The organism is Nonomuraea fuscirosea (assembly GCF_003001935.1).
Lineage (GTDB): Bacteria > Actinomycetota > Actinomycetes > Streptosporangiales > Streptosporangiaceae > Nonomuraea > Nonomuraea fuscirosea.
In genome coordinates, this window is record NZ_PVNG01000019.1 from 60,902 (window position 1) to 77,700 (window position 16,799).

19 protein-coding genes are annotated in these 16,799 nt (G+C 70.8%); 10 read left to right on the forward strand and 9 right to left on the reverse strand.

Annotated elements, in window-relative coordinates; genetic code table 11:
* Positions 1–353: 353 nt before the first annotated feature.
* The gene (locus B0I32_RS37280; protein ID WP_106248012.1) at positions 354–965 is read right to left on the reverse strand and encodes a dihydrofolate reductase family protein; all 612 of its coding nucleotides are present in this window, start codon (positions 963–965) and stop codon (positions 354–356) included.
* Between the two features lie 88 nt (positions 966–1,053).
* On the opposite strand from B0I32_RS37280, the gene B0I32_RS37285 reads away from it, so the two are divergent.
* The 3 genes from B0I32_RS37285 to B0I32_RS37295 are packed head-to-tail and all read left to right on the forward strand — an operon-like array spanning position 1,054 to position 2,362.
* Entirely contained in the window at positions 1,054–1,389 is a 336-nt protein-coding gene (locus B0I32_RS37285; RefSeq protein WP_106247790.1) for an ArsR/SmtB family transcription factor, read from the forward strand.
* On the forward strand, positions 1,386–1,904 hold the full coding sequence (locus B0I32_RS37290) for an SRPBCC family protein (RefSeq protein WP_106247791.1): 519 nt from the start codon (positions 1,386–1,388) through the stop codon (positions 1,902–1,904). Before B0I32_RS37285 ends, B0I32_RS37290 begins: the two co-directional genes overlap by 4 nt.
* Positions 1,901–2,362 (forward strand): VOC family protein, encoded by a 462-nt coding sequence (locus tag B0I32_RS37295; RefSeq protein WP_106247793.1) that lies wholly within the window; start codon positions 1,901–1,903, stop codon positions 2,360–2,362. Before B0I32_RS37290 ends, B0I32_RS37295 begins: the two co-directional genes overlap by 4 nt.
* Before the next feature lie 220 nt (positions 2,363–2,582).
* Here B0I32_RS37295 and B0I32_RS58135 read toward each other — a convergent pair whose 3' ends face one another.
* Positions 2,583–2,759, reverse strand: a complete 177-nt coding sequence (locus B0I32_RS58135) for a hypothetical protein (RefSeq protein WP_181308213.1) — start codon at positions 2,757–2,759, stop codon at positions 2,583–2,585.
* Between the two features lie 545 nt (positions 2,760–3,304).
* On the opposite strand from B0I32_RS58135, the gene B0I32_RS37300 reads away from it, so the two are divergent.
* Complete coding sequence (locus B0I32_RS37300) at positions 3,305–4,237, forward strand: phytanoyl-CoA dioxygenase family protein (protein ID WP_106247796.1); 933 nt, start codon at positions 3,305–3,307, stop codon at positions 4,235–4,237.
* 97 nt (positions 4,238–4,334) lie between these two features.
* Here the strand turns inward: B0I32_RS37300 and B0I32_RS37305 are convergent, their stop codons facing one another.
* The 3 genes from B0I32_RS37305 to B0I32_RS37315 all read right to left on the reverse strand — a co-directional run bounded on the left by B0I32_RS37305 (position 4,335) and on the right by B0I32_RS37315 (position 6,265).
* Entirely contained in the window at positions 4,335–5,351 is a 1,017-nt protein-coding gene (locus B0I32_RS37305; RefSeq protein WP_106247798.1) for a zinc-binding dehydrogenase, read from the reverse strand.
* A 46-nt stretch (positions 5,352–5,397) separates the two neighbouring features.
* Positions 5,398–5,763, reverse strand: coding sequence for a MerR family transcriptional regulator (locus tag B0I32_RS37310; RefSeq protein WP_106248013.1), 366 nt, complete (start codon positions 5,761–5,763; stop codon positions 5,398–5,400).
* Positions 5,764–5,836: 73 nt separating this feature from the next.
* Positions 5,837–6,265 carry a MarR family winged helix-turn-helix transcriptional regulator gene (locus B0I32_RS37315; protein WP_219912209.1) on the reverse strand — a complete coding sequence of 143 codons (429 nt, stop codon included), beginning with the start codon at positions 6,263–6,265 and terminating at the stop codon, positions 5,837–5,839.
* Between the two features lie 100 nt (positions 6,266–6,365).
* On the opposite strand from B0I32_RS37315, the gene B0I32_RS37320 reads away from it, so the two are divergent.
* From B0I32_RS37320 to B0I32_RS37335, 4 genes are all read left to right on the forward strand, one after another.
* Positions 6,366–6,980, forward strand: coding sequence for an NAD(P)-dependent oxidoreductase (locus B0I32_RS37320; RefSeq protein WP_106247800.1), 615 nt, complete (start codon positions 6,366–6,368; stop codon positions 6,978–6,980).
* Entirely contained in the window at positions 6,977–7,915 is a 939-nt protein-coding gene (locus B0I32_RS37325) for an SDR family NAD(P)-dependent oxidoreductase (RefSeq protein WP_106247801.1), read from the forward strand. Before B0I32_RS37320 ends, B0I32_RS37325 begins: the two co-directional genes overlap by 4 nt.
* Positions 7,916–8,065: 150 nt before the next feature.
* On the forward strand, positions 8,066–8,440 hold the full coding sequence (locus B0I32_RS37330; protein ID WP_181308215.1) for a sigma-70 family RNA polymerase sigma factor: 375 nt from the start codon (positions 8,066–8,068) through the stop codon (positions 8,438–8,440).
* Complete coding sequence (locus B0I32_RS37335; protein ID WP_106247803.1) at positions 8,437–8,904, forward strand: hypothetical protein; 468 nt, start codon at positions 8,437–8,439, stop codon at positions 8,902–8,904. Before B0I32_RS37330 ends, B0I32_RS37335 begins: the two co-directional genes overlap by 4 nt.
* Before the next feature lie 75 nt (positions 8,905–8,979).
* Here B0I32_RS37335 and B0I32_RS37340 read toward each other — a convergent pair whose 3' ends face one another.
* A complete protein-coding gene (locus B0I32_RS37340) occupies positions 8,980–9,330 on the reverse strand; it encodes a cupin domain-containing protein (protein ID WP_106247804.1) in 351 nt (116 codons plus the stop codon).
* Between the two features lie 42 nt (positions 9,331–9,372).
* A complete protein-coding gene (locus tag B0I32_RS37345; RefSeq protein ID WP_106248018.1) occupies positions 9,373–10,830 on the reverse strand; it encodes an MFS transporter in 1,458 nt (485 codons plus the stop codon).
* A 62-nt stretch (positions 10,831–10,892) separates the two neighbouring features.
* On the opposite strand from B0I32_RS37345, the gene B0I32_RS37350 reads away from it, so the two are divergent.
* The gene (locus tag B0I32_RS37350) at positions 10,893–11,885 is read left to right on the forward strand and encodes a helix-turn-helix transcriptional regulator (RefSeq protein WP_106247806.1); all 993 of its coding nucleotides are present in this window, start codon (positions 10,893–10,895) and stop codon (positions 11,883–11,885) included.
* Positions 11,886–11,981: 96 nt separating this feature from the next.
* Complete coding sequence (locus tag B0I32_RS58140) at positions 11,982–13,517, forward strand: hypothetical protein (protein WP_181308217.1); 1,536 nt, start codon at positions 11,982–11,984, stop codon at positions 13,515–13,517.
* Between the two features lie 30 nt (positions 13,518–13,547).
* Here B0I32_RS58140 and B0I32_RS37370 read toward each other — a convergent pair whose 3' ends face one another.
* Both B0I32_RS37370 and B0I32_RS37375 read right to left on the reverse strand, forming a co-directional pair.
* Positions 13,548–16,031, reverse strand: a complete 2,484-nt coding sequence (locus B0I32_RS37370) for an ABC transporter permease (protein ID WP_106247811.1) — start codon at positions 16,029–16,031, stop codon at positions 13,548–13,550.
* Positions 16,028–16,798, reverse strand: a complete 771-nt coding sequence (locus B0I32_RS37375) for an ABC transporter ATP-binding protein (protein ID WP_106247813.1) — start codon at positions 16,796–16,798, stop codon at positions 16,028–16,030. The genes B0I32_RS37370 and B0I32_RS37375 overlap by 4 nt, the downstream gene beginning before the upstream one ends.
* Position 16,799: the final 1 nt, after the last annotated feature.

Below are 16,799 nucleotides of genomic sequence, written 5' to 3' on the forward strand. Positions count from 1 at the left end.
CTTCACACCGAAGAGGTCACTGGTTCGATCCCAGTATCGCCCACCACGAAGATGCAGGTGAGAAGGGGTTTCGGAGTCACTCCGAGACCCCTCTTCTGTGCCTGGGGAGTCGATGGGATGTCGATCCCCTGCGAACGTGGAGACGGTCCTATGCCACCGCGGTCCTCAGCAGGGCCGATGAGGCGTGTCTCTTCTCGATCATGTGACGTCCGGATGCGGTGGGCGCGACAACAGCCGACCCATCACCCGATCACTGATCGCCTGCGACCACTAACCAGACTGAGGACTCATTCATCCAGGCCCCCTGCTCGCGCGGTCGGTTGCCGATCAGCGACAGAAGCGGATCTCTTGCCTTACACCCGCCTCTGGGGCGCGCGGCGATAGATCATGTGAGTCACACCGATTCCCTCGATAACCTCCGCCTGCTCGAAGCCGATCGGTGCTGTGGCGGTGAGCCCGGCCAGCACAGGTGTGCCGCCGCCGAGTACCACTGGCACGACGTCCATCCGCAACTCGTCGAGCAGGCCGGCCCTCAACGCGTCGGCCACGGTGCCGCCGGGACCGACGCCGACATCGCGATGCCCGGCCACCTCGCGGGCCCGCGCGATCGCGTTCTCCACGCCGTCACTGACGAACGTGAACGGCGTCGTCGCCGCCCAGCCGGATGGTGGTGGGCGGTGGCTGACAACGAACACTGGCACGCCGCTCGGGTGTCGCCCGTCCCAGCCTGCGGTGAGGTCGAACAGGTTCCGGCCGACGACACAGGCTCCAAGCATCTCCTGGAGTCCGCGCAGGTAGCGGGCCGTTGCCTCGGAGGTGCGGTAGGTCAACCGGTCCGGATCGGCGGTTGGCGTGGCCACGGTGCCCGCCGTGCACCAGGCGAACAGCTTGTCGAAGCCTGACTGGCCAGGACCGGAGATGTACCCGTCCAGCGAGACCGACGCCTGTGTGAAGACCTTTCCCATGGTTACCCCCAGAGCGTCCACGATCTTGACAAGGCCAGACACTAGCACATATAAAACCATAAGGTTATGGAACCGGAGGGTTATGGAAATGGTTGCAAGCGACAGGCTGGACGCGACGTTCGCGGCGCTCGCCGACCCCACCCGGCGGGCCATCCTGGCCCGGCTCGCGGCCGGTGACGCCACGGTCACCGAGCTGGCCGCGCCGTTCGCGATGAGCCAGCCCGCCGTCTCCAAACACCTGCGCGTGCTCGAACGGGCAGGCCTGATCAGCCGCGGCCGCGACGCACAACGCCGGCCATGCCGGCTGGTGGCCGAGCCGCTCAAGACGGCCACGGACTGGCTGGCCGACTACCGCGACTATTGGGAAGCGAGCTATCAGCGACTGGATGCCCTGCTGGACGACATGCAGGACGGCAAAACGTGACTTCCCCGCACCCTGGCCTCGGGCTGCGCGTCGTCGCGTCCGGGGCCACCGACCTCGTCCTCACCCGGACCTTCGCCGCTCCCGCGCCGCTGGTCTTCGCCGCCCTCACCGAGCCGGAACTGCTCCGCCGCTGGTACGGCGCCCGCGGCTGGCAGCTCACCGTTTGCGAGGTCGACCTACGCCCAGGCGGTGTGTGGCGGTTCGTCGCAACAGGGCCGGGTGGCTCCGAGATGGAACTACACGGGCTGTTCCGTGAGGTCGTGCCGCCTGTACGCCTCACACAGACCGAGATCCACCGTGACTGGGCCGACGGCGCGGCACTGGTCACTACCGTTCTGGACGAGACAGACGGGTACACCACCATGACCGTCACCGCGCAGTACTCCTCGCCCGAGATTCGCGACATGGTCGTGCGCAGCCCCATGCAACTCGGCGCCGGCGAAGGATACGACCGCCTCGCCGCTGTACTCGCCACACTGCCACCACAGCTCCCCGACGAAAGGCACGATCCATGACCGACGCACCCGCCCCAGTCACCGAGATCCCGACCGACCTCGGGGAAGTTCCCGAGGTCTCCGGCAACCCGCCTGTACCACCTGGCACGCTGCTGCTGGAACTCGTGCCGGTGCCGGCCGCCGACATCGAACGGGCCAAAGCCTTCTACCAAGACCAACTCGGGTTCCGCCTCGACGTCGACGTCAACCCGAAGCCCGGTATCCGCATCGTCCAACTCACTCCGCCCGGTTCGGCGTGCTCGATCACCCTCGCCGAAGGCCTACCCACACTCGACATGCCCCCAGGAACCCTTCGCGGTCTGCACCTCGTGGTAGCCGACATCGAGGCATCCCGCGCTCAACTCGTCGAGCGTGGCGTCGAGATCAGCGAGATCGAGGACTCCGGCGGCGTGCTCTACGCGTACTTCGCCGACCCGGACGGCAATACCTGGTGCCTCCAGCACATGCCCTGGCGCTAGTGCGGGTGGGTTAATAAGGCTGGTTTGTCGGAGTCTCTACTTGATCGTGTTCGTGTCGGAGACGGTCAGAGGGTTGGGCGGGCACCGGCCTGGATGTCCTGGCCTGTCCGTCCTGCCGGCGAGGACCAGCGGTCGCGGTTGTTACTCCATGCGCATCCTGCACCAGCGCATGGGCCCGATGCGGCACTTCCGAGACCGCTCGACCTGCACGGCCGGACATTCAGCCGGCATCGTCCGGTGCCGCTCCCATCTCGACCGCCCGGCTGTGCGGCTTCGCTCCGTCGGGGTTGAACATGCACAGCACTTCGAGGACCTCGGGCCCGGGGTTGCCGAAGCCGTGAGGCCGACGGCGATGACGCAGATCACCGTGGACGGTGTGATGCAGGGCAACGGTCACGCGACTCCCGAGGAGCCGGCGAGCGGGTTCACGCGGGACGGCTGGGCGCTCGGGGCATTCGCCGATGACACTGGCGAGATGATCACCAGGACCTATCAGCGGGCGGATGCGTTCCTGTTCGGGCGGGGCACGTACGAGATGTTCGCCGAGACCTGGGGCGCTAGACCGGAGATGCAGGCGCACCCATCGGGGTCGCGCTCAACGGGGCGCAGAAGTACGTCGCATCGAACTGTCTCGAGAAGCCGTCGTGGGGACCCGTCACGCTGCTGTCCGGGGATGCGACCGCGGCGATCAGGGAATCGAAGGAATCGTCTTCGGGCGAGATCCAGGTACACGGGAGCGCAATCCTGCTCCGCTCGCTGCTCGCCGCCGGCCTCGTCGATGAAAGTTCCACCCGGCGCGGCCGACGTAGACGGCCCTCCGCTCCCGAACGTGTCCCCAGTCCCAGGTAGCGAGGTGCGGTTCAGTTGGTCCAGCGGGCCGGAGGAACCCGTACGTACGAAAAATCGATTGCCGGTGGTGCTCGTACGGATGATCCTGGGTGGATGGATCTTGAGAGTGCTGCGCTGGACTGGCGGGCCGATGGCTTCGTGATCCTGCCGGGGTTCATCCCTGCCGAGGAGCTGACAGCGGCGGTGAGCGAACTGGATCTGCTGTTCCCCTCCGCCGACGGCTTTCATGATGGCACCGACCCGCGCCGCGCCCGCTTCATCGGCGACGAGTTCGCCGGGATCGACACATTCCCCTTCGCCAGTACCGAGATCAGCCTGCTGGCGGTGAACCATCGCATCCTGGCGCTCGCCCAGGCCCTGCTTGACGACAGCGACGTCCACATCTACACGGCTGAGGCCTGGGCGAAATACACCGGTGCTTGCGACTATGACCAGGACCTGCACCGCGACTACCTCAACCACACCCTGCTGGTCCCCAGCACGGCACCAGGCTGCCAGCAACTGGAGATGTTCGTCTTCCTCTCCGACGTCCCCGAAGAGCTCGGACCGCCACATCTCCTCTCACGTGCGCACACGGCGGACATCCCCGCCGTCCCGAACTGGTTCCTGCGGCCGGGACAGCACAGCGCATGGCGATTCAACGACGACAGCGGCAGCCCACAGATGTACGGGGCCGAGGTCTCTGGTGCAGGGCCCGCCGGAACGGTCATCGCCTTCGAGTCCGGTACCTTCCACCGAGGCACTCAACTGACAGCTTCTCGCGGCGCCCGCTACAGCATGCACCTGGGCTTCCGGCCGTCCGGCCTCTCGTGGGGGCAACGTGTGGGATGGGCAGCGCGCAGCTTCGAACGAGAATGGGGCGAGTTCGTCCACCGCGCGTCACCTCGCCAACTCCAGGCCTTCGGGTTTCCCCCGCCAGGACATTCTTACTGGACTGCGCAGACGCTGGCCGGCATGGCACTGCGATATCCGGAACTTGACCTCACGCCCTGGTCGGCCTCCGCTTCCGCACCACGCGGGTCTTGATTCCCTCCGGTGCCTTCGCGGCGTTCAACAGCACCCTCAAGGTCGAGTACGTGCGCGCGTATCCGCACGATCGAATGATCGGCCTGCTGCGCATCACTCAGCGCCAGGGGTCGAGGGCGTGCTTGCCGTGGGTCTGGCCTGCTTCGAGTTGCTGCAGGACGGCCGGCCCGTCCGCCAAGGGGTGAAGCTGTGGGGTGCCGGGCGGGTACACGCCTTGGGCGATGAGTGCCTCGATCTCGATCAGCAACGACTGGTAGAGGGAGGGCTGATGCAGCGCCAGGGCACCGATGTGCAGGCCCTTGATCTGGACGTGGTGGGTGAAGACCAGGTCGTGCGTGGTCAGGACGGCATCGCCGGAAGCGGCGCCGAAGACGACGACGCGTCCGGCGAAGGGTTTGGTGACCGACAGGCTGGTCTTGAACGTGGCCTGTCCCACTGATTCCAAGGTCAGGTCGACTCCGCCGGTCAAGCGGGTGATCTCCGTGGCCAGATCGGGACGAGTGCGGTCCAGGACTTCCTCGGCGCCCAGCGCCTTGACGGTGCTGTGCTTCGCCGGTGACGCCGTGGCGATCACTCGCGCACCGTAGTGTCGGGCGAGGCGAACGGCGGCCTGCCCCACGCCGCCGGCGGCGGCATGGACGAGCACCACCTCACCGGTCTTGATCTCGCCCAGCGGCTTCAGTGCCGCCAGGGCGGTGGCCCAGTTCAGCACCAGGCCGAGGGCTTGCGCATCGCTCCAACCAGCAGGGACGGGAAGTACGCCCGCGGCCGGCATCGTCATGTACTGCGCGAAAGCGCCCGAGCCGACTCCGACGACATGGGTGCCGAGCCGCAGCGGGGTCTCGATGTCCGGGCCGGCGCCGACGATTTCGCCGGCGGCTTCGAAGCCCGCCACATAGGGTGCCTGCGGGCCTCCTGCGTACGTTCCGTAGGTCTGCATGACGTCGGCGAAGTTGATCCCGGCGGCGCCCACGCGGATCAGGTATTCGCCGGCCCCCGGGGCGGGGCGGCGCCGATCGGTCGTGAGGGTCAGGTCCTTCGGTCCGCGGTGCGATCGCTGGACCAGTGCTCGTACCGTCTGCTTCGTCATCTGCTGCTGCTGGTCGATCTCCATGCGTGGAAGGTAGGAGTCTGACACTTGTGTCAAGGTCAAGCGGCGGTCAGGGAGCAGGGCGGCGGGCCTGTCGAAGGTAGGCGTCGAGTGCCGCCTGCTGATCGGTGAGCACGGAGATACGGGCGGCGAGCCGATCGCGGTAACTCTGCACCTCGTGCAGGAACTCCGCGCGTGCCGCATCAGTGCCGACGTCAGGTTCATCGGTGAGGCGGGGCAGGAGCTTCCGGATCAGCCGTACGGACAGGCCGGACTCCAGGAGCGAGCGGATCGTGAGCACCCGGTCGATGGTGGACTGGCAGTAGTCGCGGAACCCGTTGCCGCAACGACCGGGGACGATCAGACCCTCATCCTCGTAGTGCCGCAACGATCGCGCACTCGCGCCGCTGACTCTGGATGCGTCGCCGATTCTCATGTCTGTGGGCAACATCGTGGTGCAGCGCGATCTTCCGGTACTCATCGCCACGACGAAACGTTCCCGTCCGTCGTCACGGTCTGTCGCTCATCGCCTTGGACAGCAGCGTGCGCAGGGTGCGCTGGTCGTCGGGGGAGAGGCGGGCGAGGGGGGAGCCCATGGTCATGGCCTCGACGAGGCGTCGTCTGGCCAGGTGGCCGGTGTCGGTCAGGGTGAGGATCTTGACGCGGCGGTTGGCGGGGTCGACGGTCCTGGTGACCAGGCCCCGTTGTTCCAGCCGGTCGGCCAGGAAGGTGACGGTGGAGGGGTCGCAGCGCAGATCGTGAGCCAGTTCGCGCATCGAGGGCGGGGTGCGCGCGCCGCCGAGCCGCCAGACGGCGTTGGCCAGGGCGTGGGTCAGGTCGAGCTCGGCCAGGACTTCGGCGATGAGTGCCTGCGTGCGTTCGGCCAGGCCCATGGTCAGGTCGATGAGGTCGTAGATCGGCGATTCGGCGTCCTCCACGTCCACAAAATAGTACGAGACTCCAATGGTTGACAACTCCAAGCTTTTGCTTCAACGATTGGAGTGTCCAACTATCAGCCGATGGGATGAGGAGAGTGCCATGAAGATCGCCGTGTTCGGCGCGACGGGCGCCACCGGCCGCCTGGTCGTGGTGCGGGCGCTGGAGGCGGGGCACGAGGTCCGGGCCATGGTCCGCGACCGCGCGCGCCTGCCGATCTCGCACGAACGGCTGCACGTGGTCGTCGGGGAACTGGCCGACCAGGGCGCCGTCGACGCCACCGTGGACGGCCGCGATGTGGTGATCAGCGCGCTGGCGGGCTCGGCGAGGCAGCCTGCCTGCACCGACGGAGTCCGCGCGATCCTGGCCGCCATGCGCGCCACGTCCGCCGTCCGGCTGCTGGTGGTGAGCGCTCATGGCGCGGCGGAAAGCCGCGACCGCTCGCCGTACGTGATGGCCGTGCGGACCCTGCTGAGCGCCAAGATGCGCGACAAGGACACGATGGAGACGCTGATCCGTCAGGCGGACGGCCTGCGGTGGACGATCGTGCGCCCGCCCGCGCTCACCCACAGCCCGCGCACCGGCCGCTATCGCGTCGGCACCGAGCTGAAGATCACGCTGGCCTCGCGGATCTCCCGCGCGGACCTGGCCGACTTCCTGCTGCGCGCGGCGGCCGAGGACGCCTATGTCGGCCAGGCACCCCGGATCGCGGCATGACCGGCCCGGCCGCGGGGCCCATGGCGGGCAGGGTGTGCCTGGTCACGGGTGCGGGCGGTGACATGGGACGGGTGATCGTCACCGAACTGGCCCGCCGCGGTGCCACCGTCGTGCTCGTCTGCCGCGAGATGCGGGCGGCTCGCGCGCTGCGCGATCAGGTCAGCGCGGCCACCGGCAACGCCGATGTGCACGCCCTGGCGGCCGACCTGTCCGATCAGCGGGCCATCCGCGAGCTGGCCGCGGCCTTCCGTGACCGCCACGAGCACCTGCACGTGCTCGTCAACAACGCCGGAGCGCACTTCCACGAGCGCCGGCTCAGCACGGACGGCATCGAGCTGCATCTGGCGGTCAACCACCTGTCGTGGTTCCTGCTGACGAACCTGCTCCTGGACCGGCTGATCGCCGGCGCCCCCGCGCGCGTGGTGAACGTGGCCTCCGACGCCATCACCGACACCAGGACCTACCGGATCGGCCCGCGCCGCACCGCCGTCATCGACCTGGACGATCTGCAGTCCGAACGCGGCTACCGGCCCATGCAGGCCTACGGCAACGCCAAGCTGGCCATGGTCATGTGCGGATACGCCCTGGCCAGGCGACTGAACGGCACCGGAGTCACCGTCAACGCCCTGCACCCGGGCATCGTGGCCACGGCCATCATCGCCGACAGCGTGCCGCGCGTGCTCAGACCGGTGACCGCGCTGGCCCGGCCGTTCCTGCTCACCCCCGCCCAGGGCGCGCGCACCGCCATAGACCTGGCCACCTCGCCCGGCCTCGCGCAGGTGAGCGGCGCGTTCTTCGCCGACCGGCGCCCACGCCGCACGCCGGAACCGTCCTACGACATCGCCGTGCAGGAACGGCTCTGGCAGGCCAGCGCGGTCCTGACCGGTCTCACCGGCCAAGACCAGGCCGGCCCGGCGACTTCTTCCGGACGATGACCCGCGCGCTGGCCGGGCGTTTCCGGTCGGGCGAACTCGCGCTCGACTACCGGTTCCGAGCCCACTGATCGGGGATGCCCGGTGTGCCGTGACAGAGGATTTCCGCTCCGTTCTGCCAACCTTCTCCGGCCGTCTCCGCGTTGAGGCCATGTGAGTGACACAACGGGAGACGCCGCGTACGCCGCCTTCGCCGAGGTGGCCTGGGAGCGGCACCTAGCCGTCGCCATCCTGCTCACCGGCGACCGGCACCGGGGCGAGGAGCTGCTCCAGGACTGCCTGGTCCGGCTGTACGTGCGATGGCGACGGGTCGCCGTCACCGATCCGCACGAGGAGCTGCGGCGCGCGCTGCTCCGCCTGCCGCGCAGGCAGCGGACCGTCGTCGTCCTGCGGCACTACGAGGACCTGACGGAGAAGGCGGTCGCGGCGGTGCTCGGGTGTTCGGTCGGCACGGTCAAGAGTCAGCACTTCAGAGCGATGGCACGCCTGCGCGCGGCGCTGCGGGAGAACCAGGAGGCGGCACGATGAACCACGAGCAGGAAGAACTCGCCCAGGCGCTGCGGACCCTCGCCCACCGCGAACCGGCCGGCCCGGCCCCGGTGCCGGAGCTGCTGCGCCGCGGTCGCCGGGCCAGGCGTACCCGTGCCGTGGTGAGCGCTCTGTCGGGCCTGGCTCTGGCCGCTGCGGCCGTTCTCGTGGTCGTCGGCACCGGCCCGGACGTCTCGCCGGCCGGTACGGTGCCGGTCGCGAGTACGTCTCCCACCCCGGACGGGGCGCCGCGTTCCGCGACTCTGATCCCGCTGCAGTACACGTTCCCGGCGGGGCAGTCGTACACGATCGGCCTGACCACGACCGGCGAGTTCTCCAAGGCGGACACCTTCGACACCACGCCGCACGTGGTGGTCCGCGGCACCGACGAGTATCACCAGATCCAGTTCGGCCACCGCGTCATGCTCGTCAGGAGCGAGGACGTCGTGGTGACCGAGGCCTGAGAGTGCCGGGTGGTCCGGCTACCGACCGGCTCTGGAGGACGCGCCGCTGGGCTGAGGGAGACCCGTCCCTGGACGTCACTGATCGCCCGCTGGGGCTGCTCCGCGCGAGCCGTAGGCCGGGCCGAACACGACCAGCAGCGCCAGATCCTCCGTGATGTCCGTGAAGCGGTGTTCCTCACCTGCCGGAACGAAGATCACCGCGCCGGGGCCGACCTCCTCGTCGCCGCTCGGTGTCGTGATCCTGGCCCGGCCCGCGGTCACCACGTAGATCTCGTCCTCGGTGTGCGGGCTCTGGGTGTCGACGCCGCCCGCTGGAACGCAGTACGTACCGACGGACAGGTCCGGCACCTTGAGCTGCTCGACCCAGTCGTTGGCGGCTCCGGCGGCCGGCGGCGCCCACTGTCCCGCTCCTTTGATGATCTGCATGGTGGCGACCCTACCGGCATGCTCATGACGCCGGCCGGAGCGTTACGTGGCCGCGGTTCGAGGCAGCAGCAGCATCAGTGCGGCGGCCAGCAGATAGAGCACGATCCCCACCGGCAGTACGGCCGCGAACGCGTCGCCGAACCCCTGGAGCGGGGCGGCGTGGTCGTCCAGGGCGGTGAAGAAGAGGGTGCCCAGGGCGGCCACGCCGGCGGCGCCGCCGATCTGGGTCACCGTCGAGAGCACCCCACCGGCCGCGCCCGCGTCCTGGTCTGGGATGCCGGCCAGGATGACGTTGACCAGGATCGGCGCCGCCAGGCCCAGCCCCAGACCGCCGACGAAGAGTGCCGCCGCGAGCGTCCAGTATCCGGGGCTCTGACCGTCGCGGACGGCGAACCACAACAGCGCCTGCGACGCGGCCAGGGCCAGCGAGCCGGTCACCAGCAGTGCCCGGCCCGCTCTGGCCGCCAGGGCGACGCCGAGGCCGGAGGTGAGGATGGACCCGATCGCGTAGGGCAGGATCACCAGACCGGTCTCCCAGGCGGTGCGTCCGGTGCCGGTCTGCAGGTAGATCGACAGCGTCAGGAAGAACGCGCCGATGGCGCCGAAGAAGAACAGGGAGGCCGTCAGTCCCGCGCCGAAGCTGCGCACCCGCAGCAGCGCCGGGTCGAGCACGGGCTGCCCGCCCCGCCGCGTGACTCTCCCCTCGTAGGCGAGGAACGCGCACAGCGCCGCCACTCCGGCGGCCAGCAGCGCGAAGCCCCACCACGGCCAGCCCCAGTCGTGCCCCTGGACCAGGGGCAGCAGCACCAGCACCACACTCGACGTCAGCAGCGCCGCGCCGGCGACATCAGGCGCGGCCCGGTGCCGCCTCCTGGATTCCGGCAGGACGCGGGAGCCGAGGACGAGTGCGAGGGCCGCGATCGGCACGTTCACCCAGAAGATGGTCCGCCAGCCCAGGCCGAACAGGTCCGCGTCGACCAGGAACCCGCCCATCAGCGGCCCGGCCACCGCGGCCAGCCCTTGGACGGCCCCGTACGCGCCGAACGCCTTGGCCAGTTCCGCCGGGTGGAACGAGGACCGGATGATCCCGAACACCTGCGGGACCATCAGGCCGCCGGCCAGGCCCTGCAGCACCCGCGTGCCGATCAGCATCGACGGGCCCGTCGCCAGGGCGCACGCCGCGGACGCGACGGCGAAGACCGCCAGGCTGGCCAGGAACATCCGCCGACGGCCGTGGTCGTCGCCGATCCTGCCGCCGATGATCAGACCGGAGCCCAGTGCGAGGACGTACCCGGCCAGCATCCACTGCACCTGGGCCTGGCTCGCGTGCAGTTCGGCCGCGATCGCCGGTGCGGCGACCGTGACGATCGTGGCGTCCAGCAGGTCCATGAACGAGGCGAACAGCACCACGAGCAGGGCGATCCCGGCGGCCCGGCCGGCCAGCGCATCTGCTCGGGGCTCCCCGCGGAAGACGGGGTCGGAAGTGGTGTTTGAACTCATGCGCCACACCGTGACAGCGGTCGCGGACACCGGCTGACCGCCATTCGCCCACAATGGAGCCCATGGCCACCACGTCCTCCCGCCTGCTCAGGCTGCTGTCCCTGCTCGGGGCCCGCTCGAACTGGTCCGGGCGGGACCTGGCCGGCAGGCTCGGCATCAGCACCCGCACCCTGCGCCGTGACGTGGAGAGCCTGCGCGAGCTGGGTTACCCGGTCCAGGCCCTCATGGGTCCCGACGGCGGCTACCGGCTCGGCACGGGCGGCCGGCTGCCTCCGCTGCTGCTCGACGACGAGCAGGCGGTCGCCGTCGCCGTCGCCCTCCAGACCGCGCCGGCCAGCGTGGCCGGCCTCGACGACGCCGCCGCCCGCGCCCTGACCAGCATCAGACAGGTCATGCCCGCCCACCTTCGGGCCGAGGTCGACGCGATGCACCTGACCGCCATCCGCAACTTCTGGGAGTTCCCCGCGCCACCCGTCGACCCGGGCACGCTCAAGGCCGTCGGCTCCGCCGTCCGCAACGGGCACCTGCTGCGCTTCGACTACCGCACCCCCGGCAGCCACCGCCCCGATCCGGGCGATCCCGGCTTCACCCCACCGCTACGGGTCGAACCCCACCACCTCCTCATGTGGGCCGGCCGCTGGTACCTCGTCGCCTACACCCCGGCCACCGACGCCTGGGGCGTCTACCGGGTGGACCGCATCCACGCCTACGCACCCACCGGGACCCCGTTCCGCCGCCGCGAACCTCCCGAACCCAACGTCGCCCACTACGTGATGACCAGCCACGACAGAGGCGACACCCCGGCCCCGTGGCCGTGCCTCGGCACCGTCCTGATGGAGCTGCCGGCCGACGTCGTCGCCCGATGGGCGCCCGGCGGCTCCGTCATCGAGTACGTCACTCCGACCCGGACCCGCATCACCCTCGGCGCATGGTCCTGGGCCGGGATCGCCGGCCTGCTCGCCACCTTCGACGCCGACATCACCGCCATCGAACCGGACGAACTGAAGGACGCCTGCCGCACCCTCGCCCGCCGCTACCGGCGCGCCGCCGGGTAGCCGCGAACCGGCGCCACCGTCCTGCTCGCCCGGCCGTAGCATGCAGATCTTCGCGTCATCGGAACGGGGACCTCGACAAGGGAGGAAGTGTTGCGCATGGCAGGAAAGCAGGGGAAGGCTCGTCCGTCCATCTACCAGCAGTTACGTGACGGCGCCGAGGAACTGCTCGACGAGCCCGGCAGCTCGGCGACGGTGTGGATGCCGGGGGCGCGGGACGGCGTGCTGATCTACCACTGGAACGGCCGGGCCGACGAGGAGGAGCTGCGGCGGCTGTCCACGGCGATCGGCACGCTCAAGCCCGCCGCCGTGCGCAAGGCGATCGGCGAGGCCCGGATCATCTCGCTGGTGGACGCCCTGCTGGCGGACGTCAGCTCCGCCGGCCTGGACCATGAAGGGGTCTACGACCTTGCGTACGCGCTGGCCACCGAATCGGACGAGCGCGAGGCCGTCAAGCTGGGGATCGCGCTGCTGGGGCTGTTCGACGCCGAGCACCACCGCGACGAGCTCATGACGTTCGGGCGGCACGACGAGTTCACGTTGTACGCGATGACCGCCCTGCGCAACACCGGCGGGGACGCGACCGCCGACCTGTGGGCCCTGGCCAGGCAGGTGCGCGGGTGGGGGCGGATCCACCTGGTCGAACGCCTGGCGCAGGTGTCCGATCCGGCTGTGCGCGAGTGGATCGTCCGCGAGGGCTTCCGCAACGACGTGGCGACCGCCTACCTCGCCGGGACCGCCGCCGGGTGCGGTGACCTCGCGGGCCGGCTCGCCGGTACGCCGGACGACGAGCTGCTGGACGCGGCGGGCGAGATCCTGACGGCCCTCACCGACGAGGACGGGCCGGTCGCCGGCATGTCCGGCTACCAGGAGGGGCGGCGGGCGGCCGAGCTGTACCTGGGCCACATCGAGGCCCGTACCGGTGGCACTGGTGCCGGTGGGGCCGCTGCCGGCGGGGACGGTTCTGCTGCGAGGCCGGGTGCGGGGGAACTGCGGCACCTTCTGTACGTTCATGCCTTGCGCGAGTACGCCGACGAGCACTGGCCCGAGCTGCTGCCACGCTGCACGGAGATCCTGGCCCGCCCGCTCTGGGCCGAGCTGGCCACCGCCGCCCTGGCCGGGGCGGACGACGACGCCGCGTTCGGCCGTGCCGTACGGGCGTGCGAGCTGCTGGGCATCCCGACCGCCGGCGCCCTGCGGGCCCGGCTGCGCGCCGATCCGTACGGTGCGGCGCACTGGTACGCCCTGATGCGGCAGGCGACACCACAGGACGTGGACGAGATCCTCGCCCTGGCCGCGGAGATCCTCCCGCTGGCCGAGATCGCCTCAGGACCGGGGCAGGACCTCGGGCTCGGCCCCGCCCGCCGCCCCCACCGGGCTCTCGACCTGGTCCTGCAGAGCCTGGACGCCTGGCCTGGACACGGCTGGCCGCTGATCGCGGCGGGCCTGGCCAGCCCGGTCGTCCGCAACCGCAACCTCGCCATCCGGGCCCTGGCCGCCTGGGACCACGCCACGTTGCCGCCCGAGGCGCGTACCGCCGTGGCGGCGGCCCTGCGTGCGGAACCGGACGCCGGCGTACGGGAGCGCCTGGAACGCCTGCACGAGGGAGGCGCCGAGCCCATCGCCCCACGCTGACACCGTCGGAACCGGCGGAGGCCCGGGCGGTCAGGTTTCGGCGAGGGCGGCCACCGGGGTGGCCCGGGCCGCGCGCCGGCCGGGCAGGACCGAGGCGAGGACGCCGGCGATGACGGCCACCACCGTGACCCCGAGTGTCTGCGGCACCGACATGGCGAACTGGATGTTCTCCAGGTTCAGCTCGCCGCTGACCGCGTACGCGCCGATCCAGCCGAAGAACGCCCCTGCGGCGATGCCGACGACCGCGCCGGCCAGGCTGAGCAGCATCGCCTCGATGGCGAGCATCCAGCGCAGCTGCCGGCGTTGCAGCCCGAGGGCGCGCAGCAGCGCGGACTCGCGGGTACGTTCCAGCACCGACAGGCCGAGGGTGTTGCCCACGCCGACGAGCGCGATCAGCACCGCCACCGCGAGCAGCATCGTGGACATGGCCAGCAGCCGGTCCATGGCCGTGTGGTAGATCAGCTTCGCCGTCAGCCCGCCGCCGACCTCCGCGCCGGTCAGAGGCTCGGCCACGGTACGCAGGTGCGAGCGCAGCGCGGTGATGTCGGTCCCCGGCCGCGCCTTGGCCCAGACCGCGCCGAGCGGGGCGCCGGCGTCGAGGGCCGCGAGCACACGGGGCGCGACGACCAGGCCGTCGGTGGGCGCGAGCGGGTCGCCCCGCACCGGCAGGGTGACCGATCCCGACCGGCCGGTGACGGTGAGCCGGCTGCCGTTCCTGATGCCGGCGTCTTCGAGCAGGTACGGGTCGGCGAGGACGACGTCGGCGGCGATCGGCGGGCGCGGCGCCCACAGGGTGGTCATCGCGTCGGCGCCGGGACCCTGCGCCAGGACGCGCTTCGAGCCCCCGCGGACCTTGATGGTCACCCGCGTCGTGCGCACCCCCTTGGCGTCGGTGATCCCGGCGATCGCGGCGACGTCGCCGACGGTGCCGGCCGGCAGCGGCCCGGTGAGCATCGACACGGTGACGTCAACGGGGAAGCGGGCGTCGAGATTGTGGTCGGCCGTCGCCTTCATGCTCTCCGCGCCGACCTGGAGGGCGACGACGAGCCCGACGGCGAGCATCAGCGCGGCGCCGGTCGCGGTCGCCCGGCCGGGGTTGCGCAGCGTGTCGGCGGTGGCCAGCCGCGCGGTCGGGCCGGTACGACGCAGGGGGGAGCCGAGGCCGCGCAGCAGCGGCGGCAGGTACGACCCGACGGAGGCGAGCAGCCCGACGGCGCAGACGAACGACCCGCCGATGGAGTACGCCAGCGCGAACAGCGTGTCGGTGAAGCCCAGCCCGATCCCGGCCAGCCCGAGGACGACCAGGGCCGGCGGCCCGGCCCGGCGGACGAGCGGGGCCCGGCGCCCGATCGCGTCGCCGGCGACGGTACGCAGCGCCTCCAGGGGCGCGATCATGGCCGCCCGGCGCGCCGGCACCAGGACCGACAGCACCGCGATCGCGACCCCCACGACGGCGACGGCGACCACCTGCCAGGCCGGGACGCTGAGCGCCTGGTCCAGCACGACCGCGACCACGGCCGAGAGCGCCAGGCCGAGCCCGACGCCGAGCAGCGACCCGATGACGCCGATCGCGCCCGCCTCGGCGAGCAGGCCGCGCCGGATGTGGTCGCGCCGGCCGCCGACCGCCCTGAGCAGCCCGATCTGCCGGCGCCGCTGCGCGACCAGGATCAGGAACGTGTTCACGATCATGATGCCGCCGACCAGCAGCGCGACCGCCCCGAACACCAGCAGGAGCAGCTGGAAGACGTAGATGCCCTGGGTCCGCTGGGAGATGAGGCGCTGGACCATCCCGGCGGACGTCTCCACCCGGTCGCGGCCTCCGGCCACCGCCTCGACCCGTTCGGCGAGCCGCCCCTGCGAGAGGGTGCCGTCGCCGATGACGAGGATCTCCGTCTGTTCCGACACGCGGATCGAGTCCGCGGCGGTGTAGAAGGAGGGGGCGACGAAGGAGTTCAGCGTCAGCCCCGACAGCAGCGAGTCGCCCTGATGGGTGAGCCCGGTGACGGTCAGCGTCGCGGAGGTGTTCCTGTCGGTGATCGTGATCCGGTCGCCGGTCTTCAGGTTGAGCTGCCGCGCGGTGACATCGCCGAGGACGATGTCGCCGGGCCCGCCGGGCCAGCGTCCCTCGGTCAGGTCGGTCCAGCGCAGTTTCGGGTTGTCCGGGAGCGACTGCACCTGCACCCAGTCGGAGGAGCCGCTCACCCAGCCACGGGACAGGAGGCTGAGGTCCGCCGAGGCGACTCCGGCCACCTGCTCGATCCGGGCGGCCAGGCGGGCTTGTGCGGCCCGGTCGCCGGTGCGGGCGGTGACCACGACGTCCGTCTCGGAGACCCGGGCGATGATGTTCCGCTCGAACGTCTTCGTCTCGCCGGCCAGCACGGTCACGGAGGCGGTGAGGTAACCGACGCTGATCATGATCGCGACGATGACGGCGACCACGCGGCGCGGGTTGTGCCGCAGCTCGGCGAGCGCGTTGCGGGCCATGGGGAAGCGCGTCGGACGGCCGGTGGTCATGCGGCCAGCCTCCGCATCGCGCCCAGGACGGCGTCCGCGGTGGGCTCGCGCAGCTCGTCCACGATCAGGCCGTCGCTGAGCAGCAGCGCCCGGTCGGCGTACGACGCGGCGATCGGGTCGTGGGTGACCATCACGATCGTCTGACCCAGCTCACGGCAGGAACGGCGCAGGAAGCTGAGCAGGGTCGCCGCGGTGTGGGAGTCGAGGGCGCCGGTCGGCTCGTCGGCGAAGACCACCTCCGGCTCCGTGACCAGGGCACGCGCGATCGCCACCCGCTGCTGCTGCCCGCCGGACAGCTCGGCGGGACGGTGGCCGAGCCGGTCGCCGATGGCCAGCGAGCCGACGACGGCGGCGAGCCTGGCGGGATCCGCCCGGCGGCCCGCGAGATCCAGCGGCAGCAGGATGTTCTGCTCCGCCGTCAGCGTCGGCAGCAGGTTGAACGACTGGAACACGAAGCCGACCCGGTCCCGCCTGACCCGGGTCAGCTCCCGGTCGCCGAGCACGGAGATGTCCTGGCCGCCGATGTAGGCGTGGCCGCCGGTGGGCCGGTCGAGCCCGGCCAGGCAGTGCATGAACGTGGACTTGCCGGAGCCGGACGGGCCCATGACGGCGGTGAACGTCGCCCGCCCGAAGTCGGCCGTGACCCCACGCAGCGCGGGCACGGCCGTGTCGCCGGTGCCGTACGTCTTCGTGAGGTCCCGTGCGGCGGCCGCGGAGGTCGTGTCGCGCGGCCCTGAACGGTCCACGGCGGAGCTGTGTGCGGTCATG

What these genes read in the sequence shown, in the direction of transcription:
- B0I32_RS37280 (WP_106248012.1), bottom strand. Translation starts at nt 965, where the DNA reads ATGGGAAAGGTCTTCACACAGGCGTCGGTCTCGCTGGACGGGTACATC.
- B0I32_RS37285 (WP_106247790.1), top strand. Translation starts at nt 1,054, where the DNA reads ATGGTTGCAAGCGACAGGCTGGACGCGACGTTCGCGGCGCTCGCCGAC.
- B0I32_RS37295 (WP_106247793.1), top strand. Translation starts at nt 1,901, where the DNA reads ATGACCGACGCACCCGCCCCAGTCACCGAGATCCCGACCGACCTCGGG.
- B0I32_RS37300 (WP_106247796.1), top strand. Translation starts at nt 3,305, where the DNA reads ATGGATCTTGAGAGTGCTGCGCTGGACTGGCGGGCCGATGGCTTCGTG.
- B0I32_RS37305 (WP_106247798.1), bottom strand. Translation starts at nt 5,351, where the DNA reads ATGGAGATCGACCAGCAGCAGCAGATGACGAAGCAGACGGTACGAGCA.
- B0I32_RS37310 (WP_106248013.1), bottom strand. Translation starts at nt 5,763, where the DNA reads ATGAGAATCGGCGACGCATCCAGAGTCAGCGGCGCGAGTGCGCGATCG.
- B0I32_RS37320 (WP_106247800.1), top strand. Translation starts at nt 6,366, where the DNA reads ATGAAGATCGCCGTGTTCGGCGCGACGGGCGCCACCGGCCGCCTGGTC.
- B0I32_RS37325 (WP_106247801.1), top strand. Translation starts at nt 6,977, where the DNA reads ATGACCGGCCCGGCCGCGGGGCCCATGGCGGGCAGGGTGTGCCTGGTC.
- B0I32_RS37335 (WP_106247803.1), top strand. Translation starts at nt 8,437, where the DNA reads ATGAACCACGAGCAGGAAGAACTCGCCCAGGCGCTGCGGACCCTCGCC.
- B0I32_RS37340 (WP_106247804.1), bottom strand. Translation starts at nt 9,330, where the DNA reads ATGCAGATCATCAAAGGAGCGGGACAGTGGGCGCCGCCGGCCGCCGGA.
- B0I32_RS37345 (WP_106248018.1), bottom strand. Translation starts at nt 10,830, where the DNA reads ATGAGTTCAAACACCACTTCCGACCCCGTCTTCCGCGGGGAGCCCCGA.
- B0I32_RS37350 (WP_106247806.1), top strand. Translation starts at nt 10,893, where the DNA reads ATGGCCACCACGTCCTCCCGCCTGCTCAGGCTGCTGTCCCTGCTCGGG.
- B0I32_RS58140 (WP_181308217.1), top strand. Translation starts at nt 11,982, where the DNA reads ATGGCAGGAAAGCAGGGGAAGGCTCGTCCGTCCATCTACCAGCAGTTA.
- B0I32_RS37370 (WP_106247811.1), bottom strand. Translation starts at nt 16,031, where the DNA reads ATGACCACCGGCCGTCCGACGCGCTTCCCCATGGCCCGCAACGCGCTC.
- B0I32_RS37375 (WP_106247813.1), bottom strand. Translation starts at nt 16,798, where the DNA reads ATGACCGCACACAGCTCCGCCGTGGACCGTTCAGGGCCGCGCGACACG.